The 26,866-nt window shown below is 75.3% G+C and carries 27 protein-coding genes and 1 pseudogene; 17 read left to right on the plus strand and 11 right to left on the minus strand.

The features are described from left to right. Positions 1-93: 93 nt before the first annotated feature. Positions 94-351, plus strand: coding sequence for a hypothetical protein (locus tag ACFPK1_RS18265; protein WP_378022358.1), 258 nt, complete (start codon positions 94-96; stop codon positions 349-351). Positions 352-363: 12 nt separating this feature from the next. On the opposite strand, the gene ACFPK1_RS18270 is transcribed toward ACFPK1_RS18265, so the two are convergent. Then, on the minus strand, positions 364-1,644 hold the full coding sequence (locus tag ACFPK1_RS18270) for an ATP-binding protein (protein ID WP_378022359.1): 1,281 nt from the start codon (positions 1,642-1,644) through the stop codon (positions 364-366). 9 nt (positions 1,645-1,653) lie between these two features. Further along, the gene (locus ACFPK1_RS18275) at positions 1,654-2,328 is read right to left on the minus strand and encodes a response regulator transcription factor (protein ID WP_378022360.1); all 675 of its coding nucleotides are present in this window, start codon (positions 2,326-2,328) and stop codon (positions 1,654-1,656) included. A gap of 49 nt (positions 2,329-2,377) precedes the next feature. On the opposite strand from ACFPK1_RS18275, the gene hisN reads away from it, so the two are divergent. Then, positions 2,378-3,181: a histidinol-phosphatase gene (hisN, locus tag ACFPK1_RS18280; protein WP_378022361.1), complete on the plus strand. Its 804-nt coding sequence runs from the start codon at positions 2,378-2,380 to the stop codon at positions 3,179-3,181. On the opposite strand, the gene ACFPK1_RS18285 is transcribed toward hisN, so the two are convergent. Next, a complete protein-coding gene (locus ACFPK1_RS18285) occupies positions 3,178-3,423 on the minus strand; it encodes a hypothetical protein (RefSeq protein WP_378022362.1) in 246 nt (81 codons plus the stop codon). The genes hisN and ACFPK1_RS18285 overlap by 4 nt on opposite strands. A gap of 61 nt (positions 3,424-3,484) precedes the next feature. Between ACFPK1_RS18285 and ACFPK1_RS18290 the strand changes: the two genes are divergently transcribed. Beyond that, a complete protein-coding gene (locus tag ACFPK1_RS18290) occupies positions 3,485-3,961 on the plus strand; it encodes a MaoC family dehydratase (RefSeq protein WP_378022363.1) in 477 nt (158 codons plus the stop codon). On the opposite strand, the gene ACFPK1_RS18295 is transcribed toward ACFPK1_RS18290, so the two are convergent. Both ACFPK1_RS18295 and ACFPK1_RS18300 read right to left on the minus strand, forming a co-directional pair. Then, positions 3,909-4,556, minus strand: coding sequence for a PH domain-containing protein (locus tag ACFPK1_RS18295; protein WP_378022364.1), 648 nt, complete (start codon positions 4,554-4,556; stop codon positions 3,909-3,911). The two genes, ACFPK1_RS18290 and ACFPK1_RS18295, sit on opposite strands and share 53 nt — an antisense overlap. 33 nt (positions 4,557-4,589) lie before the next feature. Next, a complete protein-coding gene (locus ACFPK1_RS18300; protein WP_378022365.1) occupies positions 4,590-5,417 on the minus strand; it encodes a biotin--[acetyl-CoA-carboxylase] ligase in 828 nt (275 codons plus the stop codon). A 116-nt stretch (positions 5,418-5,533) separates the two neighbouring features. On the opposite strand from ACFPK1_RS18300, the gene ACFPK1_RS18305 reads away from it, so the two are divergent. The 3 genes from ACFPK1_RS18305 to ACFPK1_RS18315 are packed head-to-tail and all read left to right on the plus strand — an operon-like array spanning position 5,534 to position 8,325. After that, a complete protein-coding gene (locus tag ACFPK1_RS18305) occupies positions 5,534-7,177 on the plus strand; it encodes an acyl-CoA carboxylase subunit beta (RefSeq protein WP_378022366.1) in 1,644 nt (547 codons plus the stop codon). Next, positions 7,174-7,404: an acyl-CoA carboxylase subunit epsilon gene (locus tag ACFPK1_RS18310; RefSeq protein WP_378022367.1), complete on the plus strand. Its 231-nt coding sequence runs from the start codon at positions 7,174-7,176 to the stop codon at positions 7,402-7,404. Before ACFPK1_RS18305 ends, ACFPK1_RS18310 begins: the two co-directional genes overlap by 4 nt. Positions 7,405-7,434: 30 nt before the next feature. Then, complete coding sequence (locus ACFPK1_RS18315) at positions 7,435-8,325, plus strand: YceI family protein (protein ID WP_378022368.1); 891 nt, start codon at positions 7,435-7,437, stop codon at positions 8,323-8,325. 4 nt (positions 8,326-8,329) lie between these two features. Here the strand turns inward: ACFPK1_RS18315 and ACFPK1_RS18320 are convergent, their stop codons facing one another. Together ACFPK1_RS18320 and ACFPK1_RS18325 are read right to left on the minus strand one after the other, a co-directional pair. Then, a complete protein-coding gene (locus tag ACFPK1_RS18320) occupies positions 8,330-8,746 on the minus strand; it encodes a DUF1622 domain-containing protein (protein WP_378022369.1) in 417 nt (138 codons plus the stop codon). A 2-nt stretch (positions 8,747-8,748) separates the two neighbouring features. Further along, entirely contained in the window at positions 8,749-9,270 is a 522-nt protein-coding gene (locus tag ACFPK1_RS18325) for a hypothetical protein (protein WP_378022370.1), read from the minus strand. 102 nt (positions 9,271-9,372) lie between these two features. Here ACFPK1_RS18325 and ACFPK1_RS18330 point away from each other — a divergent pair, with 102 nt between their 5' ends. The 5 genes and pseudogenes from ACFPK1_RS18330 to ACFPK1_RS18350 all read left to right on the plus strand — a co-directional run bounded on the left by ACFPK1_RS18330 (position 9,373) and on the right by ACFPK1_RS18350 (position 13,013). Further along, on the plus strand, positions 9,373-9,882 hold the full coding sequence (locus ACFPK1_RS18330; RefSeq protein WP_378022371.1) for a mycothiol transferase: 510 nt from the start codon (positions 9,373-9,375) through the stop codon (positions 9,880-9,882). A 40-nt stretch (positions 9,883-9,922) separates the two neighbouring features. Then, positions 9,923-11,806, plus strand: coding sequence for a hypothetical protein (locus tag ACFPK1_RS18335; protein WP_378022372.1), 1,884 nt, complete (start codon positions 9,923-9,925; stop codon positions 11,804-11,806). Between the two features lie 114 nt (positions 11,807-11,920). After that, positions 11,921-12,142: pseudogene (locus ACFPK1_RS18340) on the plus strand (SAM-dependent methyltransferase); the annotation flags it as partial. 77 nt (positions 12,143-12,219) lie between these two features. Then, positions 12,220-12,378: an SAM-dependent methyltransferase gene (locus ACFPK1_RS18345; RefSeq protein ID WP_378022419.1), complete on the plus strand. Its 159-nt coding sequence runs from the start codon at positions 12,220-12,222 to the stop codon at positions 12,376-12,378. An 11-nt stretch (positions 12,379-12,389) separates the two neighbouring features. Continuing rightward, positions 12,390-13,013, plus strand: coding sequence for a Maf family protein (locus ACFPK1_RS18350; RefSeq protein ID WP_378022373.1), 624 nt, complete (start codon positions 12,390-12,392; stop codon positions 13,011-13,013). Between the two features lie 6 nt (positions 13,014-13,019). On the opposite strand, the gene ACFPK1_RS18355 is transcribed toward ACFPK1_RS18350, so the two are convergent. Beyond that, positions 13,020-13,751, minus strand: coding sequence for a hypothetical protein (locus ACFPK1_RS18355; protein ID WP_378022374.1), 732 nt, complete (start codon positions 13,749-13,751; stop codon positions 13,020-13,022). 217 nt (positions 13,752-13,968) lie between these two features. On the opposite strand from ACFPK1_RS18355, the gene ACFPK1_RS18360 reads away from it, so the two are divergent. The 3 genes from ACFPK1_RS18360 to ACFPK1_RS18370 all read left to right on the plus strand — a co-directional run bounded on the left by ACFPK1_RS18360 (position 13,969) and on the right by ACFPK1_RS18370 (position 17,899). After that, on the plus strand, positions 13,969-15,777 hold the full coding sequence (locus tag ACFPK1_RS18360; protein WP_378022375.1) for an acetyl/propionyl/methylcrotonyl-CoA carboxylase subunit alpha: 1,809 nt from the start codon (positions 13,969-13,971) through the stop codon (positions 15,775-15,777). A gap of 18 nt (positions 15,778-15,795) precedes the next feature. Next, positions 15,796-16,227: a DUF1707 SHOCT-like domain-containing protein gene (locus tag ACFPK1_RS18365; protein ID WP_378022376.1), complete on the plus strand. Its 432-nt coding sequence runs from the start codon at positions 15,796-15,798 to the stop codon at positions 16,225-16,227. Positions 16,228-16,468: 241 nt separating this feature from the next. After that, positions 16,469-17,899, plus strand: a complete 1,431-nt coding sequence (locus tag ACFPK1_RS18370) for an MDR family MFS transporter (protein ID WP_378022377.1) — start codon at positions 16,469-16,471, stop codon at positions 17,897-17,899. Between the two features lie 4 nt (positions 17,900-17,903). Here the strand turns inward: ACFPK1_RS18370 and ACFPK1_RS18375 are convergent, their stop codons facing one another. Further along, a complete protein-coding gene (locus tag ACFPK1_RS18375) occupies positions 17,904-18,377 on the minus strand; it encodes an anthrone oxygenase family protein (RefSeq protein ID WP_378022378.1) in 474 nt (157 codons plus the stop codon). Positions 18,378-18,517: 140 nt separating this feature from the next. Next, entirely contained in the window at positions 18,518-20,218 is a 1,701-nt protein-coding gene (locus tag ACFPK1_RS18380) for a glycerol-3-phosphate dehydrogenase/oxidase (protein WP_378022420.1), read from the minus strand. A gap of 382 nt (positions 20,219-20,600) precedes the next feature. On the opposite strand from ACFPK1_RS18380, the gene ACFPK1_RS18385 reads away from it, so the two are divergent. Together ACFPK1_RS18385 and glpK are read left to right on the plus strand one after the other, a co-directional pair. Further along, positions 20,601-21,323: an MIP/aquaporin family protein gene (locus ACFPK1_RS18385; RefSeq protein WP_378022379.1), complete on the plus strand. Its 723-nt coding sequence runs from the start codon at positions 20,601-20,603 to the stop codon at positions 21,321-21,323. A gap of 81 nt (positions 21,324-21,404) precedes the next feature. Next, positions 21,405-22,907: a glycerol kinase GlpK gene (gene glpK, locus ACFPK1_RS18390; protein WP_378022380.1), complete on the plus strand. Its 1,503-nt coding sequence runs from the start codon at positions 21,405-21,407 to the stop codon at positions 22,905-22,907. Here the strand turns inward: glpK and ACFPK1_RS18395 are convergent. Beyond that, positions 22,882-23,922: a hypothetical protein gene (locus ACFPK1_RS18395; protein WP_378022381.1), complete on the minus strand. Its 1,041-nt coding sequence runs from the start codon at positions 23,920-23,922 to the stop codon at positions 22,882-22,884. The two genes, glpK and ACFPK1_RS18395, sit on opposite strands and share 26 nt — an antisense overlap. A 220-nt stretch (positions 23,923-24,142) precedes the next feature. Here ACFPK1_RS18395 and ACFPK1_RS18400 point away from each other — a divergent pair, with 220 nt between their 5' ends. Further along, a complete protein-coding gene (locus ACFPK1_RS18400) occupies positions 24,143-26,860 on the plus strand; it encodes a helix-turn-helix transcriptional regulator (protein ID WP_378022382.1) in 2,718 nt (905 codons plus the stop codon). The last annotated feature ends 6 nt before the right edge of the window (positions 26,861-26,866 follow it).

The raw sequence follows: 26,866 nt of genomic DNA on the forward strand, positions 1-26,866 counted from the left end.
CAGAGTGTTCCAAGGTTCTTGATACCGTCGGTACCGCCCGGCCGCCGGGGCCTCCGCGGTTCCGGGCTCGAAGGACGCGGAGGAGGACCAGCTGTGCCGAAGCTGCCGTGCCCGCACCGGACCATCGGCCGGGACGCCCCCGTCGACCCCTTGCTCGAACCCGACGAGTTCGAGCAGTGCGACGGGTTGATGGTCCTCGTCCTCGATCCCGTCACCGGTGCCGCCGACACCTACGGCCCCTACCCCGCCGGGCGCGCCCGCGAGGAGGCCCACGGGCGCCGCCAGGAGCTCGATGCGGAGGACCTCACCGAGGTCACCGTGGCGCTCGTGCGCCACCACCGCCCCCGCTGAGCCTGCTGACGCTCACCGCGGCCCGGTGCTCGGCAGCGGGCGGGGCGCGGCGACGGCCCGGTCGGTGCGGGGCACGGGCAGGAACACCGAGAACGTCGCGGGGCGGGTGCGGGCGAGCTCGAGGCGCCCGCCGTCGGCCTCGATCAGCGCGCGGGCCAGGGCGAGCCCGACCCCGGTGGACGCGGCCCCGGAGACGCCCCGGTCGAAGACGTGGGGCGCGAGCTCGGGGGGCACGCCGTCGCCGTGGTCGGCGACCTCGACGACGATCATGTCGTTGTCCGACAGCCGGCCGGTCAGCGTGACCGTTCCCTTGCCGTGGCGCATCGCGTTGTCGACGAGCACGCCCAGCGCCTCCCGCAGCCGTCCCGAGGTGGCGCGCGCGACCAGCCCCTCGGGGGTGCGGACGCGGACGGTGCGCCCCTCGGCGCGCAGCGGGTCGCGCCACTCGTCGGCGACGGCGTCGAGCTCGCCGGCCACCTCGATCGGCGCCGCCCCGGCCGCCCGCGCCGCACGGGCCGAGGCGAGCAGCTCGTCGAGGACCTCGGCGAGGCGCTCGGCCTGCTCGAGCGCCGCCGCGCCCTCCCCCGACACGTGCTCGTCGGGGTGGGCGGCGAGCTCGTCGAGACGCAGCTGCAGCGCGGTCAGCCGGCTGCGCAGCTGGTGGGACACGTCGCCGACCAGCTCGCGCTCGCGCTGCACCAGCTCGGCGAGCGCCGTGGCCGAGGAGTCGAGCACGTCGGAGACGCGGTCGAGCTCGGGGATGCCGTGGCGGTGCGGGGCGGGCCGGAAGTCGCCGGCCCCGAGGCGGGCGGCGCGGCCGGCGACCTGTTGCAGCGGATCGGCCAGGCGCCGGGCGGTCAGCGTCGCCACCACCGCCCCGACGGCCACCGACAGCAACACCGCGGCGACCACCAGCGCCGTGGCCTGCAGCTGGCGCGCCCGCATCTCGGTGATCGGCTCGGAGAGCACCGCCGTGCCGCTGAGCCCGAAGGGCAGGGTCTCGCTGACCGTCGGGCCCGGCGCGAGCTCGCCCAGCGTGCTCACCCCGCGCGGGGTGCGGACCACCAGCGACCCGCCCGGCGGCACCGCGATGCCGACCGCGCTGAGGTCGACCGGCCGGTCGACCGACACCTGGGAGTCGAGCGTGCCGACGACCTGGCGCAGCCGCGAGTTGATGTCCGCGCGCGTGAAGTCCTCCACCAGCCGCCAGGTGGTGAGCGCCAGCGGCCCGCCCAGCACCGCCACGGTGATCGTGACGACGATGAGCGTGGAGACGAGGATCCGGCGTCGCACGAGCGGGGCCTAGGTGTTGAAGCGGAACCCGACCCCGCGCACCGTGCTGATGCGCCGGCCGCCGCCGGCCCCGCCCCCCTCGTCGGCGAGCTTGCGGCGCAGCCACGACATGTGCATGTCGAGGGTCTTGGAGGTCTTCATCTCGGGGTCGTTCCAGACCTCGCGGAGGATCTCCTCGCGGGACACGACCTGCCCCGCGTGGGCCATGAGCACCCGGAGCAGCTCGAACTCCTTGTTGGCCAGGCCGACCTCGACCCCGTCGACCGTCACCCGCCGCGCCGACGGCTCGAGGCGCACCCCGCCGGCGTCGAGCACCTCCGGCGCCCGCCGGCGCAGCAGCGCCCGCACCCGCGCGAGGAGCTCGGCCAGCCGGAACGGCTTGCCCACGTAGTCGTCCGCGCCCGCGTCGAGCCCGACGACGAAGTCGACCTCGTCGGTGCGCGCGGTGAGCATCAGCACGGGCAGGTCGGGCTGGTCGGCGCGGACCCGCCGGCAGACCTCGAGCCCGTCCATCCCGGGCAGCCCGAGATCCAGCACCATGAGGTCCGGCCCGGCGGCGCCCGCGTGGTGGAGCGCGGCCTGACCGTCGCCGACGACGTCGACCTCGTAGCCCTCGCGCTGGAGCGCGCGGGAGAGGGGTCCGGCGATCGCCGCGTCGTCCTCGACGAGCAGCACGGTGGTCACCGCGCCACAGTAGACCCAGGACGAGGGCGGACTGGCACGATCGTCGGCCATGTGCCCCGCCGGTCCGACGGACCCCGCGACCGACCTCGACCTGGCCCTCTCCCTCGCCGACGCCGCCGCCGCGGTCACCCTGCCCCGCTTCCGCGCGGTGGATCTGCGCGTCGAGCGCAAACCGGACCGCACCCCGGTGACCGACGCCGACACCGCCTGCGAGGACCGTTTGCGCGAGGTGCTCGCCACCCACCGCCCGAGCGACGCGGTCCTGGGCGAGGAGCGCGGCGGGAGCCTCGGCGAGGACCGCGTCTGGGTGATCGACCCGATCGACGGCACCAAGAACTTCTCCCGCGGCGTGCCGGTGTGGGCGACGCTCGTCGCGCTGGTCGAGCACGGTCGCCCCGTCGTCGGCGTCGTGAGCGCGCCAGCCCTGGGCCGGCGGTGGTGGGCGGCGGCGGGCCGGGGCGCCCACACCAGCGACCCCGCCCGCGGGATCGAGGCCGGCCGCATCGGGGTCTCGGGGATCGCCGCCCTCGAGGACGCCTACGCCTCCACCACCGACCTCGACCACTGGCGCACCCTCGGGCGCCAGGACCACTGGCTCGCGCTGACCCACGCCTGCTGGGAGAGCCGCGCCTTCGGCGACTTCTGGCACCACTGCCTCGTCGCCGAGGGCGTGCTCGACGTCGCCGTGGAGCCCGAGGCCAACACCTGGGACCTCGCGGCCGCGCAGATCCTCGTCGAGGAGGCCGGCGGGCGGCTGACCGACCTCACCGGCGCCGCGCGCCCCGACGGCGGCGACTCGCTGACCACCAACGGGCGCCTGCACGACGCGGCCCTGGAGATCGTCCGCCGCTAGGCGGACCCGGCGAGTCGCGCCCACACCAGCCGCCCGAACAGCGAGAAGCAGGCGGCCGACTCGTCGTCGAACCGCGTCCACTCGAACCGCCCACCGCGCTCGCACCAGAACACCTCCCAGCCCTCGTCCTGCCCCGGCACGGGGCGCACGCACCACGTCCGCTCGACCTCGGCGTCGACGCTGACCGCCGCCCCGGGCACCCCGGCCGCGGTCAGCCAGCCCGCCAGCTCACCGGCTCGCACACGGGGTTCGACGCAGCGGGGCGCCGTGCGGTTCCGTCGACATCAGGGCACGATCCTCGCCGTGCCCGCCCCCGAGGTCTGGTTCGAGGATCTGCCCGCCGGTCGGCGCATCGTGCTGGGCACGGTGGTCGTCGACCGCGACGAGATGCTGGCGTTCAACCGCCGCTTCGACCCGCAGCCCTTCCACGTCGACGACGAGGCGGCGCGCGCGTCGCTCTTCGGCGGGCTGTGCGCGTCGGGGTGGTTCACCGCCTCGCTGTGGATGCGCTGCTACGTGGACAGCGTCCTGTCGCGCTCGGCGTCCATGGGCTCGCCGGGCGGCGACGAGATCGCCTGGCCGGCGCCGGTGTTCCCGGGCGACCGGCTCGAGGCGGGCATGGAGATCGTCGCCGCGCGCGTCTCCGCCAGCCGCCCCCAGCTGGGCCTGATCACCCTGCGGGGCACGCTGGTCCGCGACGGCTCGACCGAGGTGTTCCGGTCGCGCTTCACCGGGATGTTCGGGCGGCGCGAGCACGAGCCCGGCGCCGCCACCGGCTGACCGCCGGCGGTTCGGGCTCGGGCTCGTCCTCGGGCTCGTCGACCTCGTCGAGCGGGTCGTCGTCGTCCCACGCGTCCCGGTCCGCGGCCGGCGCCAGCCCGCCGCGGTCGTCCGCGACGCCCTCGACCAGCGAGGCGAGACGCTCGACGTCGCCGAGGCCGGAGAACTCCCACGGCTCCTCGGTGCCCGCGGTGGACACGACGAGCGTGCCCGCCCCGAGCAGGCGCTCGACGCCGCTGCTGCGGGTGCGCACGCCGGTGATGGTCGCCCCGGCGACGTCGACGCTCTCGCGGGTGAGCACCCCCTCGCGCACGAGCAGCCGCCGGTCGGTGACGACGAGGTGGGTGCAGCGCCAGCGCACGAGGGGCAGGACCGCGAGCCACACGACGGCGAGCACCGCCAGCAGCACGAGGGCGAGGCGCACCGCCGTGCGCGTCGAGCCCTCGGCGATCCCGCCGGCGAGGCCCGCGAGCAGCGCCGCGAGGAACACCGCGACCGGCGGCACGAGCGCGGGCACGACGAGCATGCGCCAGTGGGGTCGCCGGTGGGCGAGGACGTGCTCGCCGCGGCGCAGCACGCCGTCGGGGTACGCCACACCGCACCCCCTCCCCGGGATCCGGCCCCGAGGTTAGCGAGCCGCGGGCCGCACGTGGACGACGTCGCCCGCCGACACGACGGTCGTGCCCCCGTCCGGGGCACGCACGGCGAGGCGGCCGTCGCGGTCGACGTCCACGGCGCGCCCGGCGAGCACGCGGTCGCCGGGCAGGGTCACCGACACCTCGCGGCCCAGCGTGGCGCACCGCGCGCGGTAGTCGTCGACGATCCCGGCCGCGACGACGTCGCCGTGCGCGTCGCGCCACCGCGCGTCGAGGTCGGCCAGCGCGCGCAGCACGGCGACCAGCACGGCGTCGCGTCCGGGGTCGGCCCCCTCGGCGGCGAGCGAGGTCGCGCCGGCGGGCAGGTCGGCGACCGGCGTGGCGACGTTGAGGCCGATGCCGATGACGAGCGCGCGGTCACCGCCCGACCCCGCGCCGACCTCGGCCAGGATGCCCGCGCCCTTGGCCGCGGGCTCGGCGCCCAGGAGCAGGTCGTTGGGCCACTTCAGGGCGGCCGGCACGCTGGTGACCCGCCCGACCGCCTCCACCAGCGCGAGCCCGGCGAGCAGCGGCGCCCACCCCCACCGCTCGGGGGCCACCTCGCGCGGGCGCAGCAGCACCGAGAAGGTCAGGCCCTCGGACGCGCGGTCCTCCCAGACGCGGTCGCGGCGGCCGCGCCCCGCGTCCTGGTGCTCGGCGACCAGCACGGTGCGGTCGGGGGCCGGGTCGGGGCCGGTGGCGCGCGCCAGGAGGTCGGCGTTGGTCGAGCCGGTGCTCGCGACGACGTCGACCGACGCCCACGGTCCCGTCGGCGGTCCGAGGGTGCGTCGCAGCGCGTCGGCGTCCAGGGGTGCGGCCACGAGCGCGCACGGTAGTGCCGCTGGTCACCCTCCCGGCGCAGACCCGGGCCGTGTCGGGGGCGATCGCTACAGTGCCGGGCCATGCGCGACACGAAGCGAAGCGGAGCTGGAGCATCATGACCGCCGCGACGGAGCCGTTGCCGCAGCCCGATGACGCATCGGAGGAGCCCGACGTCCACACCTCGGCGGGCAAGCTCGCCGACTGGCACCGCCGCCAGGAGGACGTGGTCCACGCCGGCAGCGAGCGGGCCGTCGAGCGCCAGCACGCCAAGGGCCGCAAGACCGCGCGCGAGCGCATCGACCTGCTGCTCGACGAGGGCAGCTTCCTCGAGTTCGACGCGATGGCGCGCCACCGCTCCACCAACTTCGGGCTCGACGCCAACCGCCCGTACGGTGACGGCGTGGTCACCGGGCAGGGCACCGTCGACGGGCGCCCGGTCTGCGTGTTCTCGCAGGACGCGACGGTGTTCGGCGGGGCGCTCGGCGAGGTCTACGGCGAGAAGATCGTCAAGGTCATGGACGTGGCCATGAAGATCGGCTGCCCGGTCGTCGGCATCAACGACGGCGGCGGCGCGCGGATCCAGGAGGGCGTCGTCGCCCTCGGGCTCTACGGCGAGATCTTCAAGCGCAACGTGCACGCCTCGGGGGTGGTCCCCCAGATCTCGCTGGTGATGGGTCCGGCCGCGGGCGGGGCGGTGTACTCGCCGGCGCTCACCGACTTCACGGTCATGGTCGACGAGACGTCGTTCATGTTCATCACGGGCCCGGACGTGATCAAGACGGTGACCGGCGAGGACGTCGGGTTCGAGGAGCTGGGCGGCGCCCGCACCCACAACGCGACCTCCGGCAACGCCCACTACCTGGCCTCCGACGAGGAGGACGCGATCTCCTACGTGCAGGAGCTGCTGGGCTACCTGCCGTCGAACAACCTCACCGACCCGCCGCGGATCCCCGGCGAGGAGGAGTCCGGCTCGGTCCCGGACGGCATCAACGACGTCGACCTCGAGCTCGACACCCTGGTGCCCGACTCGCCGAACCAGCCCTACGACATCCGCGAGGCGATCACGCGGGTCGTCGACGACGGCGAGTTCCTGGAGATCCAGGCGCTGTACGCCGCCAACATCGTCACCGGCTACGGCCGCGTCGAGGGCCGGCCGGTCGGCATCGTGGCCAACCAGCCCACCCAGCTCGCCGGCTGCCTCGACATCGGGGCCAGCGAGAAGGCCGCCCGGTTCGTGCGCACGTGCGACACCTTCAACATCCCGGTGCTGACCTTCGTCGACGTGCCGGGATTCCTGCCCGGCACCGACCAGGAGTACAACGGCATCATCCGCCGCGGCGCCAAGCTGATCTACGCCTACGCCGAGGCGACGGTCCCGCTGGTCACGGTCATCTGCCGCAAGGCCTACGGCGGCGCGTACGACGTCATGGGCTCCAAGCACCTCGGCGCCGACGTCAACATCGCCTGGCCCACCGCCCAGATCGCCGTCACCGGCGCCTCGGGCGCGGTGAGCATCCTGTACCGCAAGGAGCTCGCGAAGGTCGAGGAGGACGGCGGCGACGTCGAGGCCCGCCGTGCGGAGCTGCAGCAGGAGTACGAGGACACCCTCGCCAACCCCTACGTCGCCGCCGAGCGCGGGTACGTCGACGCCGTCGTCCCGCCGTCGCACACCCGCGGCTACGTCGCCCGGGCGCTGCGGATGCTGGAGACCAAGCGCGAGACGCTGCCGCCGCGCAAGCACGGGAACGTGCCCCTGTGAGCGAGGAGGAGGACGCACCGGCGCGTCCGACCCTGCGGATCGTGCGCGGCGAGCCGGACGCCGCGGAGATCGCGGCGCTGACGGCCGTGCTGGCCACGGCCGGCGGCGGGGGCGACGATGCTCCCGACCCGACGCCGCGGTCGGGCTGGGCCCGTCACGTCGACCTCGTCCGCGGCCCGGTCCACCCGGGTCCCGGCGGCTGGCGGGCCTCCGCCCGTCCCCGCTGACCGTCCCCCGAACCCCCTGGTGACTCCCTGATGGCCCTGCTGCGCCGACGACGTCGCACACCGATCGGTGGCGAGACCTATCGCGACGCCGACCACGCGCTGATGCCGATCCCGCCCACCGGCGGGCTGGTCAGCGCGCAGATGCGCAACGTCGAGGGGCGGCCGCTGCCGGGGGTCACGGTGTCGGTCATCGAGACCGAGGGCCTGCGGCGGGTGGTCACCGAGGCGGTCACCGACCCGTTCGGCTTCTACACCGCGGCCGTGCCCAGCGGCTCGTACACGCTGCGCGCCACCCTCGGCGGCTACACCTCGCTGACCCGCGACATCCTCGTCGGGCGCGGCGACCACGCGGCGCTGGGCGCGCTGACGATGGCCGCCGACCAGGGCAGCACGCGGCCGTCGCCGGGCGAGTGGGTGATCGACGACGCCCACAGCCGGCTGGGGTTCGTCGCCCGCCACATCGCCCTGTCGCGCGTGTACGGGCAGTTCACCCGGTTCCGCGGGTCGATCCAGATCGCCGAGGACATCGAGGACTCCAGCATCGACGTCGTCATCGACGCGGCGAGCATCGAGACCCACAACGCCCAGCGCGACGCCCACCTGCGCTCGCAGGACTTCCTCGCCGTCGACGAGCACCCGCAGCTGCAGTTCTCGAGCACGCGGTTCGCGATCCGCTCCGGCAACTCCTGGACGATCGACGGCGAGCTGTCGATCCGGGGGCGCACCAACGACGTCCGCCTCGACACGACCTACCTGGGCACGCAGTCCTGGAACGGCACGCGCATCGGCGCCACGGCGACCACCTCGCTGCACCGCGAGCACTTCACGCTCAACTGGCAGCAGATGGTCGCCCGCGGCATCCCGGTGGTCGGCTCGACGATCCAGATCCACCTCGACGTGCAGGCGGTCCTGCAGCTCTGAGCGATCACGGCTGATCGTCCGCGACCGCGCGCCGCGCCGCCCGCGCCGAGCGGGCGATCCCGGTGGTCGCCGCCCGGCGCCACGGGGCGACGCCCTCGATCTCGACCTCCAGCGAGAAGCTCAGGAACGTCCGGATCACCACGACGAGCCCGAGCACCGCGACGTTCTCGAGCGTCGGCTCGACCGCGATCGTGCGGATGAGGTCGGCGGCCACGAGGACCTCGACCGCGAGCAGGAGCGTGCCGCCGAACGCCTCCCGCAGGGTCTGGAAGGCCAGGTGCCCGGCGCGGCGGCGGACCCAGGTCACGGCGGCCAGCCCGAGCGACCACAGCAGGCCGAGGACGAGCACGGCCACCGCGACGAGCTCGAAGAGCCGGGCGGTCCCCTCCATCACCTCGACGAACGCGCTCGCCCCGTGCATGGTCAGTGGAGCAGGGCCTTGAGCACGATGATCCCGACCCCGATCAGCACGGACACGGCCACCGAGCCGATGCGCACCAGCAGCGACCGGTGCGACCCGTGGGCCTCGAGGATGCTCAGGCCGGTCAGCGTCAGGACGCCGAGCCACAGCGCGACGTCGACGGCGATCGCGGTCGTCGAGCCCAGCGCGTCGGCGAGCACGAGGAAGGCGCCCGCGAGCAGGCCCGGGGCGGCCGCCATGGAGCAGGCGCTGACCTCGTGGCGGATCTCCGCGCGGGGCAGCTTGCGCACCGAGGCCAGGGAGGCCGACAGCAGGCCCGCGTAGACCTCGCCGAAGAAGACCACCAGGCCGGTGCCGGCGACCGTCGCGACGGCCTTCAGCAGGGTCGTGTCGTGGCTGCCGAGGTAGGCCAGCACGGACATCGCGAAGATCGACCCGGTGAGCGCCGCGCGGAGGTGGGCCTGGGCGGACCCGCTCATGTCGCCCTCGCGGGGCGGGGCGGTCTCGTGCGGGGCGGTCGCCACGGTGGTCATCGTGCGGCGCCGCGGCCGGGGTGGGATCGCCTGCCGAGGGTGAGAGCGGGGTCCGGTGTGCTGGGATCGGTGCCGTGCTGCCGGTACGGCGCGATGCCGTCTGAGTTCCCCGAGCCCACCGACGCCCGCGGCGACCGCGGCGACGTCCTCGTCGGCTACCTCGACTTCTTCCGCGAGCGCGTGGTGGAGAAGCTCCGCGAACTCCCCGCCGCCGGGACGACCCGGTCCGGGGTGCCGTCGGGGTGGTCGCCGCTGGAGCTGGCGCACCACCTGCGCCACGTCGAGCGGCGCTGGCTCGAGTGGGGCTTCCTCGGCGCCGCGATCGACGACCCGTGGGCCGACGAGCGCGACGGCCGGTGGGCGGTGCCCGACGGCGCGGGCCTCGAGGACGTCGTCGCGGAGCTGCGGGCGCAGGGCGAGCGGAGCCGCGCGGTCGTCGCCGCGCACGCGCTCGAGGAGGTCGGGCAGCCCGGGCCCCGATGGCGTGGGGCGCCGCCGGCGACGCTGGAGCGCATCCTGCTGCACCTCGTGCAGGAGTACGCCCGGCACCTGGGTCACCTCGACGTGGTCGTGGAGCTGGCGACCGGGGCGGCCGGCGAGTGACGCGGCCGTCGTTGTCGGAGGTGGGCGCTAGCCTGGTGTCGTGTTCGAACAGGTGTTCGCATCGTTGCCGGAGGGTGTCGCCACGACCCCTCCCGGCGCGGCGCTGGGCGCCCTGTTGGAGCAGGTCGACCCGCGCGCGGTGTCCCCGCACGACGTGGTGACCCTGGCCGGGGCGTGGCGCCGTCAGCTCTCCCACCACGAGGCCCGGTTCGCGCTCGCGGCCCGCGAGGTCGCCCTGGCCGACCCCGACCGTCCCGGCGGGCGCCGGGCGGGGTTCGGCGAGCTCGGGGAGTTCGCCACCGACGAGCTGCGGGCCCTGCTGGTCGAGTCCCGCACCCGGGTGGCCAAGTTGCTCGACCACGCCGACACCGCGATCGCGGCGATCCCCGAGCTGTGGGCGGCCTGGGACGCCGGGCACCTCGACACCGACCGGGTGCGCATCTGTGTCACCTGGACCGCCTCGCTGTCGGCCGAGCACGCCCGCGCGGCGGTGCTGGCGGTGCTGCCCGGAGCGGCCGGGTTGACGCTGTCCGGGCTGATCGAGCGCCTCCAGCAGGTCGCGACCGGTCTCGACCCCGACTGGGCCGCGAAGCTCTACGAGCGGGCGCGCCGCCAACGCCGGGTGCGGGCCCGGCGCACCGAGTCCGGCACGGTCAACCTGTCCGGGCTGGATCTGCCGCTGGATGCCGGGGCGTTGTCGGTGGCGCACGTGGAGACCCTGGCGCTGCGGGCCAAGGCCGCCGGGCATCCGGGGCTGCTCGACACCATTCGCGCCGATGTGTACCTCACGCTGCTGCACCCCCGCCCCCACGGGTGGGACGACGACACCCTGGTCGCCCACGTGGTCGCGCACGCCGACCCCGCCGACCCCCGCGGGCGCGTGACCCCGCGCCACGTCGGCGCCCGCGGCCCCGGCCCCGGCGGCGACACCAGCGCGGACGACCGCGAGCCCGACAGCCCTGGGCCCGACGACTCCGCGCCGGGCGAGCCGCCCGAGCCCGAGGCACCCGAGCCCGACGCACCCGAGCCCGACGCACCCGAGCCCGACGAGCCAGGGTCGCCGGCGGCGGGTGCGCGGGTGACCGCGTCGCGGCGGGCGGGGATCGAGATGCGGGTCGGGCTGCTGACCCTGCTCGGCCACGACGAGAAGCCCGGCACCTTGCCCGGCTACGGCGTCGTGCACGCCCCCTTCGCCCGCGGGTTCGCCCGCCAGCTCTGCCACGCCGACTGGCGGGTCGCGGTCACCGACGACCATGGCCACCTGATCGCCGCGCTGGTCACCCGCCGACGCCCTGACGGCTACGCGACCACCCCGGAGCAGACCGCGCCCGCGGCCCGCCCGGTCCTCGAGCTCCGCATCACCGAGACCGAGCTGAAGCGTCTCCGTGAGCCCGCCGCGTGGACCGGGGTGCTCGCAGATCTGCGTGCCCGGTTCCGGGCCTGGACGGGCCCGTCATCGAGCCCCGACGACGCCCACCGGCGCTTCCCGCACGCCGCGCTGGCCCGCTTCATCCGCACCCGCGACCGCACGTGCGTGTTCCCGCCCTGCCGCGCCTCGGCGCTGGTCACCGACATCGACCACACCCGCGCGGTCACCCACGGCGGCGCCACCCTCGCGCCCAACCTCGGCGCCGCCTGCCGCCACGACCACCGCCTCAAGCACGACGCCGGCTGGCGCCTCGCCCAGCCCGCCCCCGGCCGGTTCGTCTGGACCAGCCCCACCGGCCACACCTACGACCGCCCACCCCGACCGGTCGCGCCCGACATCCCCGACCCCGCACCCGGAGGCCACGGCTCCCGCACCACACCCCACGAGTTCGCCACCGACGACCCCGTCTGGATCCACGGCCCCTACCCCGCCCCACCCAGCAGACCCCCACCCCGGCCCGCGAAGGATCCGGGAACGGACGACCCGCCCTTCTGAGCGACCCCGCGCGTCTCGCGCCGGTCCCCGGGCACGCCGCGGATAGCGTGGCGCCGTGCGCGGGGGCCGGCGGTGACCGAGGGGTTCGACAGCGACGTGCCCTCACCCGCCCGGATGTACGACTACTACCTCGGCGGGCAGGACAACTTCGCCGCCGACCGCGAGGCCGCCGAGGCGGTGATCGCGAGCCACCCCGACCAGCGCCAGCTCGCCCGCAACAACCGCGCGTTCCTGGTGCGCGCCGTGGAGCATCTCGCCGACGCCGGCATCCGCCAGTTCGTCGACATCGGCACCGGGATCCCGACCGCGCCGACCGTGCACGAGGTGGCGCGCCGCACCCACCCCGACGCGCGGGTCGGCTACGTCGACGACGACCCCGTGGTGCTCGCGCACGCACCCCGCAGGGCGGCCACCTGCGCTCCCGCGAGGAGATCACCGCCCTGTTCGCGGGCTTCGAGCTCGTCGAGCCCGGGGGCGTCGACGTCGGCCGGTGGCGCGGGTTCGAGAGCCCCACTCACCTCTCGATCCTCGCGGGGGTCGCCCGTCGGGTGGGTCCGGAGCCACCGACGTAGTGTGCCGCCCCGTGCGTCTGGTGCTCGCGTCCGCGTCCCCCGCCCGCCTGGCCGTCCTGCGGGCCGCCGGGGTCGAACCCCTCGTCGAGGTCTCCGACGTCGACGAGGACGCCCTCCTCGCCGAGCTGGGCGAGGAGGCCTCCCCGATCGACCGGGTGTCCGCCCTCGCGCTGGCCAAGGCCCGGACCGTGGCCGCCCGGGTCGCCGCGGCGGTCCCGGACGGCGTCGTCGTCGGCGCCGACTCGATGCTGCACCTCGAGGGCGAGATGGTCGGCAAGCCCGGCACCGTCGACGCCGCGCGCGGGCGCTGGGACCAGATGGCCGGGCGCACCGCGGAGCTGTTCACGGGCCACGCGCTCGTCGAGATCGTCGGCGGCGCCGTGGGCCGCGAGGTCGCCGGGCACGCCAGGACGGCCGTCGCGTTCGCGAAGCCGACGACCGCCGAGCTCGAGGCCTACCTCGCGAGCGGCGAGCCGCTGGCCGTCGCCGGCGCGTTCACCCTCGACGGCCGGGGCGGCTGGTTCGTCGAGGGCATCGAGGGCGACCCGTCGAACGTCGTCGGCCTGAGCCTGCCACTGACCCGCCGCCTGCTCGAGGAGATCGGCGTCGGCATCGACGCCCTCTGGGCGGGCTGACCCCGCTCAGGCCGGGTCGAGCCGCAGCGAGCGCACCACCGCGTCCGCGGCGTCCCCGTCGGCGCCGACGGTCGGCGAGGGCCGGACGACGGCGAGCACGGCCAGGGTGCGGCCGGGCGCCGCGATCGTGCTCACGCGCACCAGTGCCCCGTCGAGCGCGCCGCCCTCGATCCGGCGCACCGAGGTCCGCGTCGGCAGGTCCGCGATCTCCTCGCCGTCGTCGGTGAGCGCGGCGGTGTCCGCGCCGGGGGCGAGCTGCTCGACGTAGGCGTCGGCCAGGCGCCGCGCCTCCGCGTCGAGCGCCGCCGACGGCCTCGGCTCGGGCTGGGAGGGCACGCGCGCGGGGTCGGCGACCCCGACCAGCACGACCGCGTCCGCGCCGCGCCGCAGGATCGTGGCGTCCTCGAAGCGGCCCGCCGGGATCTCGACGACGTCCTGGGTCGGCACGACCCGCCAGCCCGGGAGCACGGCCACCGTGGTGGCGGTGACGGCGTCGGGCACGCGGTCGGGCCCCCGATCGGGCTCCGCCGCGTCAGGAGCAGGCCCGGGCGCCGGCCCGGGCGCCGTCGGCGTGGCCGCCGCGGGCGAGGGCTGCTCCACCGCCGCGACGTCCTCGCCGGCCGCGCGCAGGGCGGTCGCCCGGTCGGCCCCCACCGCGCCGGCGATCACCGCGACGAGGCCGGCGAGCACCAGCACGGACGCGCACGCGGCCACCGACCGCCACCACCAAGGCTGCATCGGTCGCCGACCGTAGCCGCGTCCGTCGGGTGAGGCGCAGCCGGGCGAGCGGTCACGGTGCGTGGGACCCTCGGGTCGGTGTGTGGTCATGGCCACGCCCGCGCCCGCGCCGTCCGCGCGTCGAGTACGAGAGAGTGACCCGACCGGGCACCCGTCCGGCCGCCCCTACACTGCCCCGACCGCCCCCGGTTCAGCGTCGCCCCCAGGAGGTCAACCGATGGCCGCGTCCGCCCCGACGGGGTTCGACCCGCTGCACACCGTCCTGGTGGCGAACCGTGGCGAGATCGCGGTCCGCGTGGTGCGCGCGTGCGCCGACGCCGGCCTCGCGAGCGTCGCGGTCTACGCCGACCCGGACCGCGACGCACCGCACGTGCGCCTCGCCGACCAGGCCTTCGCGCTGGGCGGGGAGACCGCCGCCGAGTCCTACCTGGACATCGAGAAGCTGCTGAAGGCGGCGCGCGACTCCGGCGCCAACGCCGTGCACCCGGGCTACGGGTTCCTCTCGGAGAACGCCGATTTCGCCCAGGCCGTCATCGACGCCGGGCTGATCTGGATCGGGCCGGGTCCGCAGGCGATCCGCGACCTCGGCGACAAGGTCACCGCCCGCAAGATCGCCGAGCGCTCGGGCGCGCCGCTGGTGCCGGGCACCAAGGACCCGGTCGCGGACGCCGACGAGGTCATCGCCTTCGCCGACGAGCACGGGCTCCCGGTCGCCATCAAGGCCGCGTTCGGCGGCGGCGGGCGCGGCATGCGCGTCGCCCGCGAGCGCGACGAGATCGCCGAGATGTTCGACGCCGCGGTGCGCGAGGCGGTGTCCGCGTTCGGGCGCGGCGAGTCGTTCGTGGAGCGCTACCTCGACCGCCCCCGCCACGTCGAGGCCCAGGTCCTGGCCGACCAGCACGGCAACTGCATCGTCGTCGGCACCCGCGACTGCTCGCTGCAGCGCCGCCACCAGAAGCTGGTCGAGGAGGCGCCCGCGCCGTTCCTGACCGACGAGCAGCGCAAGCGCATCCACACCTCGGCGCGCGACATCTGCGTCGAGGCCGGCTACTCCGGCGCCGGCACGGTCGAGTTCCTGGTCGGCGAGGACGGCACGATCTCGTTCCTCGAGGTCAACACCCGCCTGCAGGTCGAGCACCCCGTCTCCGAGGAGACCAGCGGGATCGACCTCGTGCTCGAGCAGTTCCGCATCGCCGCGGGCCAGCACCTGCGGTTCTCCGCCGACCCCGAGCCGCGCGGCCACGCGATCGAGTACCGGATCAACGGCGAGGACGCGGGCCGCGGCTTCCTGCCCGCCCCCGGCACCGTCACCCGCTTCGTCGCCCCCGACGGCCCGGGCGTGCGCGTCGACTCCGGCGTCGAGACCGGCACGGTCATCGGCGGGCAGTTCGACTCGATGGTCGGCAAGCTGATCGTCACCGGTGAGGACCGCGAGCAGGCCATCGCGCGCTCGAAGCGCGCGCTGGAGGAGCTGGTCGTCGAGGGCCTGCCCACCGTCATCCCGTTCCACAAGGCCGTCCTGCGCGACCCCGCGTTCGTCGCCCCCGACGGCGCCGAGTCGTTCCTCGTGCACACGCGCTGGATCGAGACCGAGTTCGACAACCAGATCGAGCCGTACGCGGCCGAGCCCGCGCCGGACGACGAGGAGGCCGCACCGCGCCAGACCGTGGTCGTCGAGGTCGGCGGCAAGCGCCTCGAGGTCTCCCTCCCGGGCGACCTCGCGATCGGTGGTGGCGGGGGCGGCGCGCGCGCCGCGGCGCCCAAGAAGAAGCGCCAGCGCTCGGGCGGCGGGGCGAAGGTCTCCGGCGACGCGATCACCGCGCCGATGCAGGGCACCGTGGTGAAGGTCGCCGTCTCCGAGGGCGACACCGTGTCCGCGGGCGACCTCGTCGTGGTCGTCGAGGCCATGAAGATGGAGAACCCGGTCACCGCCCACAAGGACGGCGTCGTCACCGGGCTGACCCTCGATGCGGGCGCGAGCGTCAACCAGGGCGCGGTGATCTGCGAGATCCCCGACGCGAGCTAGGCCGCGCATACTGGGGGCATGGAGGTCGGGGCGCACGAGCGGGAGCTCGCGATGGAGGCGCTCGACGCGCACCGCCGCGCCGGGCGCCTCGAGCGCGGCGAGCACGCCGAGCGCTGCTCCACCGCGTCACGGGCGACGTCGCGCGCCGAGCTCGAGGCGCTGTTCACCGACCTCCCCGAGCCGCACCCCGACCTCCCGGCGCCGCAGGCCCCGGCGGCGGGCCGGCGCGTCACCGGCACGCCCGCCGCACCGGAGATGCCCGAGCTCCCCGAGCTCGTCGCCCCCACCGGCGCGACGATCGCCCGGCACGCCGGGCTGATCTCGCTGCTGACGCCGGCGGTCGCCGCGCTGCTCTTCGCAGTCAGCGGCGGCCGCTTCCCGTGGATCTTCATCCTCGTGCCGATCGTGATCGCCGGCGTGGCCGTCATCTCCCACCGCCACGAACGCTGAGAGGGCTGCGCCCGGCGCGATGCGTCACGACCGGGAACAGGGACCCCCGACCGGGCGTTGGCGTCCTCGTCGGCCGGTGCGTGTCCGGTCACCCGTGAGCGAAACCCGTTCGCCTGTCAGGGGGGCGTGTGATGCTCTGGAGACCGGCCCGTGACCGTCACGGCCGCCGCCACGAGGGGGAACGATGACCGGCCCGTCCGGAACCGGCCAGGGTGCGCCCACGCGGCCCATGGTGATCATCATGACGCTGGTCGTCTCGGCCTTCGTGATGATCCTCAACGAGACCATCCTCAGCGTGGCGCTGCCGCACCTCACCGGCGACCTCGGGGTGTCCGCCACGACGGTGCAGTGGCTGACCAGCGGGTTCCTGCTGACGATGGGCGTGGTCATCCCGACCACGGGCTACATCCTCAACCGCTTCACCCCGCGCCAGGTGTTCCTGGCCGCGATGACGCTGTTCAGCCTCGGCACGCTCGTCTGCGCGCTGTCGCCGGGCTTCCCGATGCTCTTCGCCGGCCGCATCGTGCAGGCGTCGGGCACCGCGGTGATGATCCCGCTGCTCATGACCTCGGTCATGCGGCTGATCCCGGCCGACCGCCGCGGCGCCACGATGGGCACGATCTCGATCGTCATCGCCGTGGCCCCCGCGATCGGCCCGACGATCGGCGGGCTGATCCTCTCGACGCTCGACTGGCGCTGGATGTTCTGGAGCGTGCTGCCGCTGTCGGTGGCCGCGCTGCTGGTCGGGGTCGTGCTCTTCCGGCTCGACAGCGAGACGCGCCGGACGCCGCTCGACCTGCTGTCGGTGGTCCTGTCGTTCTTCGCCTTCGGCGGCATCGTCTACGGGCTCTCGACGCTGGGTCACGGCGGCAGCGGCGCGATCCCGCCGTGGGCCGCGCTGGTCGTCGGCGCCGTCGCGCTGCTGACGTTCGTCCTGCGCCAGATGCAGCTCCAGCGCAGCGAGTCGGCGCTGCTCGACCTGCGGCCGTTCAGCCACCGGCAGTTCGTCGTCGCGATCGTGCTCTCGGCCCTGCTGTTCATGTCGCTGCTCGGCGCCGGGGCGATCCTGCTGCCGATCTACCTGCAGAACGTGCTCGGCGTGAGCGCCGCGACCACGGGACTCGCGGTGCTGCCCGGCGGCCTCGTGCTCGGGTTCATGGGGCGTCCGGTGGGCCGGTTGTTCGACCGTGTCGGCGCGCGCCCGCTGGTCATCCCCGGCGCGATCGGGCTGGCGACGTCCATGTGGCTGCTCGCGGCGCTCGGCGCCGGGGCGGCGCTGTGGATGGTCGTCGCGGTGCACATCCTGCTCATGGTGTCGCTCGGCCTGATGATGACGCCGCTGCTCACCGAGGGCCTCGCGGTGCTGCCGGAGAACCTGTACTCGCACGGCAGCGCGATCCTCACCACGCTGCAGCAGGTCGCGGGCGCGGCCGGCACGGCGGGGTTCGTGACGATCGCGGCCATCGGGTCGGCGACCGCCGGGGGCACGCCCGACGCGGACGGCCTGCGGCTCGCGTTCATGGCCGCCGGCGTCATCGGGCTGATCGCCGTCGCGGTGTCGTTCATGGTGCGGCGCAAGCCAGCCCCCGACGCCGTCGCGAGCGGGGACGAGGCGCCGGCGGACACCGACACCACCCCGTCCGCCCCCTCCAGCCCGGTCGCGGGCCGCTGACGCCTCACAGCAGCGGCGCCGCCAGGAGGGCCACGGCCCCGAGGACGGTGACCGCGGTGCGCACGCCGTGCGCGCGCACCCAAGGACGCTCGAACGCCTCGCGGGCCCGGGCGACGTCACCGGCGTCGCCCGGGTCGGCGCGGTCGAGGGCGGTGTTCAGCGGGATGTTCACGACGGCCGTGACCACCAGGGACGCGATCTGCAGCACCGCCCCGACCACCGCGGCGATCACGGGCGCACCCGCCACCCGCGCCAGCACCACCGCCGCCACGGCGACCAGCGGGGCGCCGAGGAACAGCACGACGAACCCGGGCCGCACGATGACCCGGTTGACCGCCCGCATGACCGACACCAGCACAGGGTCGGGCAGCCGCGCCAGCGACGGCATCACCGCCAGCGAGAACGCCAGGTAGAGCCCCGCGAGCAGGGCCGAGAGCACGCCGGCGAGCAGCGTCACCGCGGGGACCGGGGTCGTCATGTCCCCGAGTCCACCGCCCGGCTCCGCCCGCGACCAGTGCCGGGCGTCCGGCGTCCCTGCCCGCCCGTCCGGGTGCGAGGGCGTCCCCCGCTGCGTCCCACGCAGTCAGGGACGCCCTCGCTCCCCCGGGAGGGCCCGTCTCAGCCCGTGCCGAGCGCCGCGAGCCGCGGGGCGCGCGGGTCGGGCGCGGCGACGCGGAGCTTGTCGGCCTCGATGTCGGTGTCGACCGACTGCGACTGGCGCTCGGCCTGCACGCGCTCGATGTAGGAGCTGACCTCGAGGTCGCGCTGCTCGTCGGTCCAGCCCAGCAGCGGCGCCATCTGCGCGCCCACGGCCTCGGCCGAGTCGACGCCGCGGTGGGCGTACTCGATCGAGATGCGGGTGCGCCGGGTGAGGACGTCGTCGAGGTGCAGGGCGCCCTCGTAGGCCACCGCGTAGGCGATCTCGACGCGCAGGTAGTCCGGCGAGGCGGGCACCGGCTCGAGCAGCGACGGGTCGTCGTCGGCCATGGCGAGCAGGCCGTGCAGCAGCGAGCCGTAGCGGTCGAGCAGGTGGCGCACCCGGTGCGGGTGCAGCCCGTGGCGCTGGCCCAGCTGCTCGGACTGGTTGACCAGCGCGAAGTAGCCGTCGGCGCCGACGAGCGGCACCCGGTCGGTGACCGAGGGCGCCACGCGGGTCGGGATGTCCTCGGACGCGGCGTCGATCGCGTCGGCGGCCATCACCCGGTAGGTCGTGTACTTGCCGCCCGCGATGGCGACGAGTCCCGGCATGACGCGGGAGACGGCGTGCTCGCGGGAGAGCTTCGAGGTCTCCTCGCTCTCGCCGGCGAGCAGCGGGCGCAGCCCCGCGTACACGCCCTCGATGTCGTCGTGGGTCAGCGGCGTGACCAGCACCGAGTTGACGTGCTCGAGCAGGTAGTCGAGGTCCTTGCGGGTGGCCGCGGGGTGGGCCAGGTCGAGGTTCCAGTCGGTGTCGGTGGTGCCGACGATCCAGTGGTTGCGCCACGGGATGACGAAGAGCACCGACTTCTCGGTGCGCAGGATCATGCCGGTGTCCGACGGGATCTTGTCGCGCGCCACGAGGAAGTGCACGCCCTTCGACGCCTTGACCCGGAAGCGCCCGCGGGTGCCGGCGGCGTGCTGCATCTGGTCGGTCCAGACGCCGGTGCAGTTGACGACCACCGACGCGCGGACCTCGGTCTCGCGCCCGGACTCGACGTCGCGGACGCGCACGCCGGCGACCCGGTCGACCTCGTGGAGGAAGTCGACGACCTGGGTGGAGGTGCGGACCACCGCGCCGTACTGGGCCGCGGTGCGCCCCACCATCATGGTGTGGCGGGCGTCGTCGGCCTGGGCGTCGTAGTAGCGGATGGCCCCGACCAGGGCGCTGCGCTTGAGCGCCGGCGCCATGCGCAGCGCGCCGGAGCGCGTGAGCTGCTTCTGGTGGGGCAGCGAGCTCTTGCCGCCCATCGTGTCGTAGAGCGTCACGCCGGCGGTGACGTAGGGACGCTCCCAGTGCTTGGTCAGCGGGTAGAGGAAGCTGACCGGCTTGATGAGGTGCGGGGCGAGGCGCGTCAGGTTGAGCTCGCGCTCGCGCAGCGCCTCGCGGACCAGCCCGAAGTCGAGCTGCTCGAGGTAGCGCAGCCCGCCGTGGAAGAGCTTCGACGACCGGCTCGACGTCCCCGAGCCGAGGTCGCGCGCCTCCACGAGGGCGACCTTCAGGCCCCGGGTGGCCGCGTCCAGCGCCGCGCCCGTGCCGACCACGCCGCCGCCCACCACGACGACGTCGAACTTCTCCGAGGCGAGCCGCTCCCATGCCTCGTCCCGCGACGCTGGCCCCAGTCGCGCCGGCTCGGCCGCCGCGTCGAGCGCCTCGGCCTGTGCCGCTCCCCCGTCGTGCGCTGCGCCCACGTCCAGCCCCTCTCGTCTCGTCCTTCGTCACCACAGCGTGCCGGTCCTGCCGCGTCCGGCGTCCCGAGGGCGCTACCGCTCACGCTAACGCGGTAACGCCGACCCTCACACCGAGCACGCGGGGCAGCCGCTTGCTCCGTCCCGGTCTCCGGATGCCCGTGGATCCACCCCGCCACCCCCGAGATCCGTCAGGATCATGGACAGGCGGTGAGCGTCGCCACTAACGTTCGCGATCACGCGCGCCCAGGACCCGGCGGGGGGATCACCGGACGAGCGTGTCGCAGGGGCCGGGTCGCCGTCGACAGGAGTCCTCGTGGGCGCTGGAAGCATCATTCTCTCGGAGTTCCTCGGCACCATGGTGCTGCTCCTCTTCGGCTGTGGCGTGGTGGCCAACGTGCTGCTCACCCGCACCAATGCCGACGGGGACACCGCGTCGTGGGTGCTGATCACCTTTGGCTGGGGCTTCGGCGTGTTCGCCGGGGCGAGCATCGCGGACGCCTCGGGCGGCGCGATCAACCCGGCAGTCACCCTGGCCAGTGCCATCAACGGCGGCACGCCGTGGGGCCAGGTGCCGTTCTATCTCATCGGCCAGTTCCTGGGCGCCTTCGTCGGCGCCGTCCTCGCGTGGCTCGTCTACAAGCTGCAGTTCGACGCCAACGAGGACAACTCGGGCACGCTGAACATCTTCTCGACCAATCCGCCGATCAAGAAGCCGGCCTGGAACTTCGTCACCGAGCTCATCGCGACGTTCGCCCTGGTGCTGTTCCTGCTGGTCAACCCCTACGGCAGCAGCCCGGCGATCTACGGTGCGGCGGCCGCGGTCGTCATGGGCATCGGCCAGGCGCTCGGTGGGTCGACCGGCTACGCCATCAACCCGGCCCGTGACCTCGGGCCGCGCATCGCGTACGCGGTGCTGCCGATCCGCGGCAAGGGCCGGCCCGACTGGGGCTACTCCTGGGTGCCCGTCATCGCTCCGCTGGTCGGGGCCGTGCTGGCGGCGCTCGTCGCGATCGTCGCGCCCGTCAAGACGGGCTGACGGGACCGTCGCCCCGGCGCGGGGCGACGGCCACCCGACACCTCCCGGACACCGTTTCCCGACATCGCCAGGAGTACAGGCATGACGCAGTACGTCGCCGCGATCGACCAGGGCACGACGTCGACCCGGTGCATGATCTTCGACCACTCCGGCCACGTGGTCGCCGTCGACCAGCTCGAGCACCAGCAGATCTTCCCGCGGGCGGGGTGGGTCGAGCACGACGCCGCGGAGATCTGGGGCAACACCCGCCAGGTCTGCGGCGGCGCCCTGGCCCGCGCCGACATCAACGCCGACCAGGTCGCGGCGGTCGGCATCACCAACCAGCGCGAGACCACCGTCATCTGGGACAAGGCGACCGGCGAGCCGATCCACAACGCGATCGTCTGGCAGGACACCCGCACCCAGGCGATCTGCGACGAGCTGGGGGCGCTCGGCGGTGGCGCCGAGCGCTACCGGACGAAGACCGGGCTGCCGCTGGCCACCTACTTCGCCGGCCCCAAGGCCCGCTGGATCCTCGACAACGTCGAGGGCGCCCGCGAGCGGGCCGAGCGCGGCGAGCTCGCGTTCGGGACGATGGACACCTGGGTGCTGTGGAACGCCACCGGGGGCAACGAGGGCGGGCTGCACGTCACCGACCCGACCAACGCCTCCCGCACCCTGCTCATGAACATCGACACCCTCGAGTGGGACCCGCAGCTCTGCGAGGAGATCGGGGTCCCGATGGCGATGCTGCCGGAGATCCGGTCGTCGTCGGAGACCTACGGGCCGATCCGCGCCCGCGGCACGTTCGCCGACGTGCCGGTGTCCGGCATCCTCGGCGACCAGCAGGCCGCTACCTTCGGCCAGGCCTGCCTGAGCGTCGGCGAGGCCAAGAACACCTACGGCACCGGCAACTTCGTGCTGCTCAACACGGGCACGGAGAAGGTCGAGTCGAAGAACGGCCTGCTCACCACGGTCTGCTACAAGATCGGGGACGCGCCGCAGGTGTACGCGCTCGAGGGGTCGATCGCGGTCACCGGCTCGCTGGTGCAGTGGCTGCGCGACAACCTCGGGATGATCTCGTCGGCACCGGAGGTCGAGACCCTCGCGAAGTCGGTCGACGACAACGGCGGCGCCTACATCGTCCCGGCGTTCTCGGGCCTGTTCGCCCCGTACTGGCGCTCCGACGCCCGCGGCGTGATCGTGGGTCTGACCCGGTACGTCAACAAGGGCCACATCGCCCGCGCGGTGCTGGAGGCCACGGCGTTCCAGACCCGCGAGGTCATCGACGCCATGAACGCCGACTCGGGCGTGCCGCTGACCGCGCTCAAGGTCGACGGCGGCATGGTCGGCAACGAGGTCCTCATGCAGTTCCAGGCCGACCTGCTCGGCGTGGACGTCATCCGCCCGGTCGTCTCGGAGACCACGGCCCTCGGCGCCGCGTACGCCGCGGGCCTCGCGGTGGGCTTCTGGGACTCCGAGCAGGACATCCGCGACAACTGGGCGCAGGACAAGGTCTGGTCGCCGTCGATGGACGAGAAGCTGCGCGACGAGACCTACGCGGAGTGGAAGAAGGCGGTCACCCGCACGTTCGACTGGGCGTAGGGGCCAGGGCGTAGAGCTCGCCCCGGTCCTCGAGGTGGTGCAGCCGCCTCAGTGACCGCCGCAGCACGGCCTCGTCGGGATGGCGGAGATACGCCGTCCCGGCGGGGCCGTGCTGTCGTACGGGGTCACCGACCTCCAGCAGCCCCTCGGCGCGGTGGAAGCCCGGCAGCGCGCGCAGCGCGGCGAGCCCGGGGCGGTCGGTAACCATCCCGTCGGTCGGGACGTGGAGCGGGACGGTCGCGATCGACGCGTCGGGCCGGTAGGGGTCGGTGAACCGCAGCGCGAACGCCGCCGGGTCGGCGAACCGCTCGGCGGTGAGGTCGGCGTGGCTGTAGCCCAGGGCGGGACGGTGCAGCGCGGGGTCCTGCGACGCCGTGGTGAGCGTGGGGGCGAAGCCGACGAGGCGCGGCCCGTCGGTGGTCATCCGGACCGTGGTGTGGGCCGCCCCCTCCCGCACGCCGAGGGCGTCCAGGCAGTGGCTGACGTGCGCGACGGCGGCGATGTGCACCGGCGAGGCCCGGCGGATCAGCACCGAGTGCCGCTCGACGGGCCCGTCGGCGAGGCGGTCGACGCGCACGGCCTGCAGGTCGCCGAGCGCGTGGCGTCCGCCCGCGCTGACGGTGGTCACGACGAACACCGGCCCCTCGGTGCGGCCCCGTGACACCGGCAGGGCCACCGGCAGCCCGGCCGCGCGCAGGGCGTCGTCCCGGGCGCCGTCGTCGCTGCGGGCCGGCGCGGTCGCCGCGTCGTGGTGGGGCAGGCCGAGCGCGTGGCACAGGGCGTCGGCCGCGTCGACGGCGCCGCGGCTGCCGGCCACGACCGCGGTGACCCCGCGGGCGGCCAGGTCGCCGAGCGCCTCGCGCGGGTCGTCGACGAGCAGGGTGTGCGGGTGGGTGTCGGCCTCGAAGGCCGGCGCGCACCGGCGCTGGTAGAGGTGCAGCGGGAGGACCCCGCGCTCGACGAACGACGCGGAGAGCTCGCGACCGGTCGCGACCGGGTCGACGATCGTGATCATGGGGTCCCTCCCGTGCCGGGGTCGCCCGGACGGCGGCACGCGGCGCCGAGGGGGCGCGCCGCGCCGGCGCCCACGGACCCGGGGTCCGTCCACCGCCTGTCTCCCGCCGTCCGGGCGACGAGCTCCAGGTTCGGCGTCGCCGCCCGGGCGTGCCCCAGGCAGATCCCCTAGTCCTGAGATCCTCTGGTCCCGGGCGGGGCCGACACGCGACGATCGCGGGGTGGGGGGAACGGGGGTCGTCGGGCGCGGCGACGAGATCGCGCGCCTCGACGCGCTGGCCGAGCGCGTGCGGGGCGGCGCCGCGACCGTGGTGCTGCTCGACGGCGCCCCCGGCGTCGGCAAGTCCGAGCTCGTCGACCGGCTCGCCGCGCGGCTCGCCGACTTCACCCTCGTCCGCACCCGGGCCCCCGGCGCCGGCGCGGCTCCGCCCGGCGCCGTGCTGGCGCGCTGCCTGGGGGCGGCGGGCGGGGCGAGCAGCGCCGAGGTCCCCCTCCTGCTCGGCACCGCGCTGCTCGCGGCGCTGGAGGACCTCGACCGCCGCGGCCCGGTCCTGTTCGTCGTCGACGACCTCGACCGCGCCGACCCCGAGTCGCTGGGGGTGCTGCGGCTGCTCCTGCGCCGGCTGACCCCGCTGCGCGTGCTCGCGGTGCTCACCGGCCGCGACCGCCCCGACGGCTGGCTCGACCTCGTCGGCGCGGCCGGCGGGTGGGGCGACGACGCGGTCCGCCTGCACCTGGACGGGCTGACCGTCGCCGACGTCGACGACCTCACGCGCGCGGCGGGGCGCCGGGGCACGGCGTGGACGGTGCGGCGCCTGCACGAGGAGACCGCGGGCAACCCGCTGCACGTCCACGCGGTGCTCGCCGAGTCGGACCTCCCCGAGCGCTACCGGCTCGGCCGCGCCCGGCCGCCGGGCACGCTCACCGCGGCCCTGCGCGCCCGCCTCGACGCCCTCCCCGCCGCGCCGCGCGGGGTGCTCGAGGCGATGGCGGTGCTCGCCGAGCCGGCCTCGCTCACCGACCTCACGGCGCTGACCGGCCCCGACGCCCCCGCGTGCGCCACGCCGCTCGTGGAGGCGGGGCTCGCGGTCCGGCAGGCCGACGAGACCGGCGAGCACCTGGCGTTCCCCTCCCCCCTGCTGCGCGACGCGGTCTACACCGGCACGCCGGCGGCCCGCCGCCGCGCGCTGCACCGCGCGGCCGCCGACCTGACCGGCGGGAGCGCGCGCTGGCGCCACCTCGTCGGCGCCACGAACGGCCCGGACCGCGCCCTCGCCGACGGGCTCGACGCCGCCGCGCAGGACGCGATCGCGCGGGGCGACCTCGTGCCCGCCGCGGAGTACCTGGAGTGGGCGTCGGAGTGCAGCGACGACGACGCCCTGGCCGGGCGGCGGCTGATCGACGCGGTGCGCCTGCTGGTCTACGCCGCGCGCGAGGGCGACGCACTGCAGCACACCGCGGCGATCGAGTGCCTGCCCGACTCGGCGGCACGCACGGAGATCCGCGGGCTGCTCGCGTTCGCCCGCGACGAGGTGGCGTCGGCGCGCGACCTGCTGCTCGCGGCGCGCGACGAGGCGCCCGCGGGCTCGGAGCTCCGGGCGCGCATCGACGTCGAGCTCGCCTACGTGCACTCCCAGCTCGGCTCCGGCGAGGCCGCCACGGCCGCCGCGCGCCGGGCCCTGCACGACCGGCCCGACCTCCCCCGGCTCTGCGCGGTCGCGCGCGCCTTCCTCGCCGCCGGGACGGCGCTGACCGACGGCGCCCCGGCCGGCCTCGACCAGCTGGCGTTCCTGCCCGCGGGCCCCGTCGACGCCGCGCCGCCCCAGCTCCCGGCCCTCATCCAGCGCGGCATCCTCACGGGCCTGCTCGGTCGCCTCGACCCCGCCGTCGCCGACCTCACCGTCGCCGCCCGCCGGCACACGCCGTTCACCCGGTTCCTCGGGATGGCCGCCGACCTGCACCTCGTGTGGTGCCACTACCTCCTCGGCGAGTGGGACGCGGCCGGCCGCGCGCTCGAGGTCGCCCGCGCCGGCGCCGACCAGTACGGGCGCAGCTTCGACCACGCCGCGCTGCGGTCGTTGTCGGCGATCCTGCACGCCGGGCGCGGCGAGGAGGAGGCGGCGCGGGCGGACCTGGCGGCGGCCGCCGAGCACGCCGAGGGCGCCGACTTCCTGGGCCCGCGCGTCCACCTCGCCCTCGCCCGGGGCGCGATCGCGCAGGCCGCCGGACGGCCCGCCGAGGTGGTCGCCGCCCTGAGCCCGCTGACGCCCGGGGCCATCGAGGCCGACCGCGTCCGGCTGCTGTCGGGGTGGTGGCTGCCCGCGATCGCCGACAGCCAGATCGACCTCGGGTGGTGGGACGAGGCGCAGCGCTCGCTCGACGAGCTGGCGCGCGTGCCGGTGCGGGGCAGCTGCCTGCCGGTGGCGCGGGCCTGGGTCGGCGGGCGCCTCGCCGCGGCCCGCGGGGACGTCACGCTCGCCTGCCGCCTGTTCGAGGACGGGCTGGCGGTCCCCGCCGAGGGCGGCGAGCCGGGCTGGTACCGGGCGCGGCTGCGGCACGCCTACGGGTGCCTGATGCTGCGCGTCGGCGAGCCCGCCGTCGGGCGCGCGGTGCTCGCCCAGGCCTGCCGCACCTTCGCGCGCCTCGGCGCCCGGCCCTTCCTCGACCGGGCCCGCCTCGACGGGGAGCTCGCGGGCGGCGACCCCGGCAGCGACCCCGGCAGCGACCCCGCCGAGGACCCCGGCCGCTGGACCGACGCCCTGTCCGACCGCGAGCGCGAGATCGCCGGCCTCGTCGGGCGCGGCTGGACCAACCCCGAGATCGCCGCCGAGCTGTTCGTCTCGGCGAAGACCGTCGAGTACCACCTGCGCAACGTCTACGGGAAGCTCGGCATCCGCGGTCGCCGTGCCCTGCGCGACCGGGTGCAGATGACGGGGTAGGCGCCC

Source organism: Actinomycetospora rhizophila (assembly GCF_042657905.1).
Classification (GTDB): domain Bacteria; phylum Actinomycetota; class Actinomycetes; order Mycobacteriales; family Pseudonocardiaceae; genus Actinomycetospora; species Actinomycetospora rhizophila.

Coding starts and splice junctions, on each gene's coding strand:
- ACFPK1_RS18315 (WP_378022368.1), top strand. CDS start 7,435: ATGGCCCTGCTGCGCCGACGACGTCGCACACCGATCGGTGGCGAGACC.
- hisN (WP_378022361.1), top strand. CDS start 2,378: ATGTGCCCCGCCGGTCCGACGGACCCCGCGACCGACCTCGACCTGGCC.
- ACFPK1_RS18365 (WP_378022376.1), top strand. CDS start 15,796: ATGGAGGTCGGGGCGCACGAGCGGGAGCTCGCGATGGAGGCGCTCGAC.
- ACFPK1_RS18395 (WP_378022381.1), bottom strand. CDS start 23,922: ATGATCACGATCGTCGACCCGGTCGCGACCGGTCGCGAGCTCTCCGCG.
- ACFPK1_RS18370 (WP_378022377.1), top strand. CDS start 16,469: ATGACGCTGGTCGTCTCGGCCTTCGTGATGATCCTCAACGAGACCATC.
- ACFPK1_RS18375 (WP_378022378.1), bottom strand. CDS start 18,377: ATGACGACCCCGGTCCCCGCGGTGACGCTGCTCGCCGGCGTGCTCTCG.
- glpK (WP_378022380.1), top strand. CDS start 21,405: ATGACGCAGTACGTCGCCGCGATCGACCAGGGCACGACGTCGACCCGG.
- ACFPK1_RS18360 (WP_378022375.1), top strand. CDS start 13,969: ATGGCCGCGTCCGCCCCGACGGGGTTCGACCCGCTGCACACCGTCCTG.
- ACFPK1_RS18320 (WP_378022369.1), bottom strand. CDS start 8,746: ATGCACGGGGCGAGCGCGTTCGTCGAGGTGATGGAGGGGACCGCCCGG.
- ACFPK1_RS18355 (WP_378022374.1), bottom strand. CDS start 13,751: ATGCAGCCTTGGTGGTGGCGGTCGGTGGCCGCGTGCGCGTCCGTGCTG.
- ACFPK1_RS18330 (WP_378022371.1), top strand. CDS start 9,373: ATGCCGTCTGAGTTCCCCGAGCCCACCGACGCCCGCGGCGACCGCGGC.
- ACFPK1_RS18305 (WP_378022366.1), top strand. CDS start 5,534: ATGACCGCCGCGACGGAGCCGTTGCCGCAGCCCGATGACGCATCGGAG.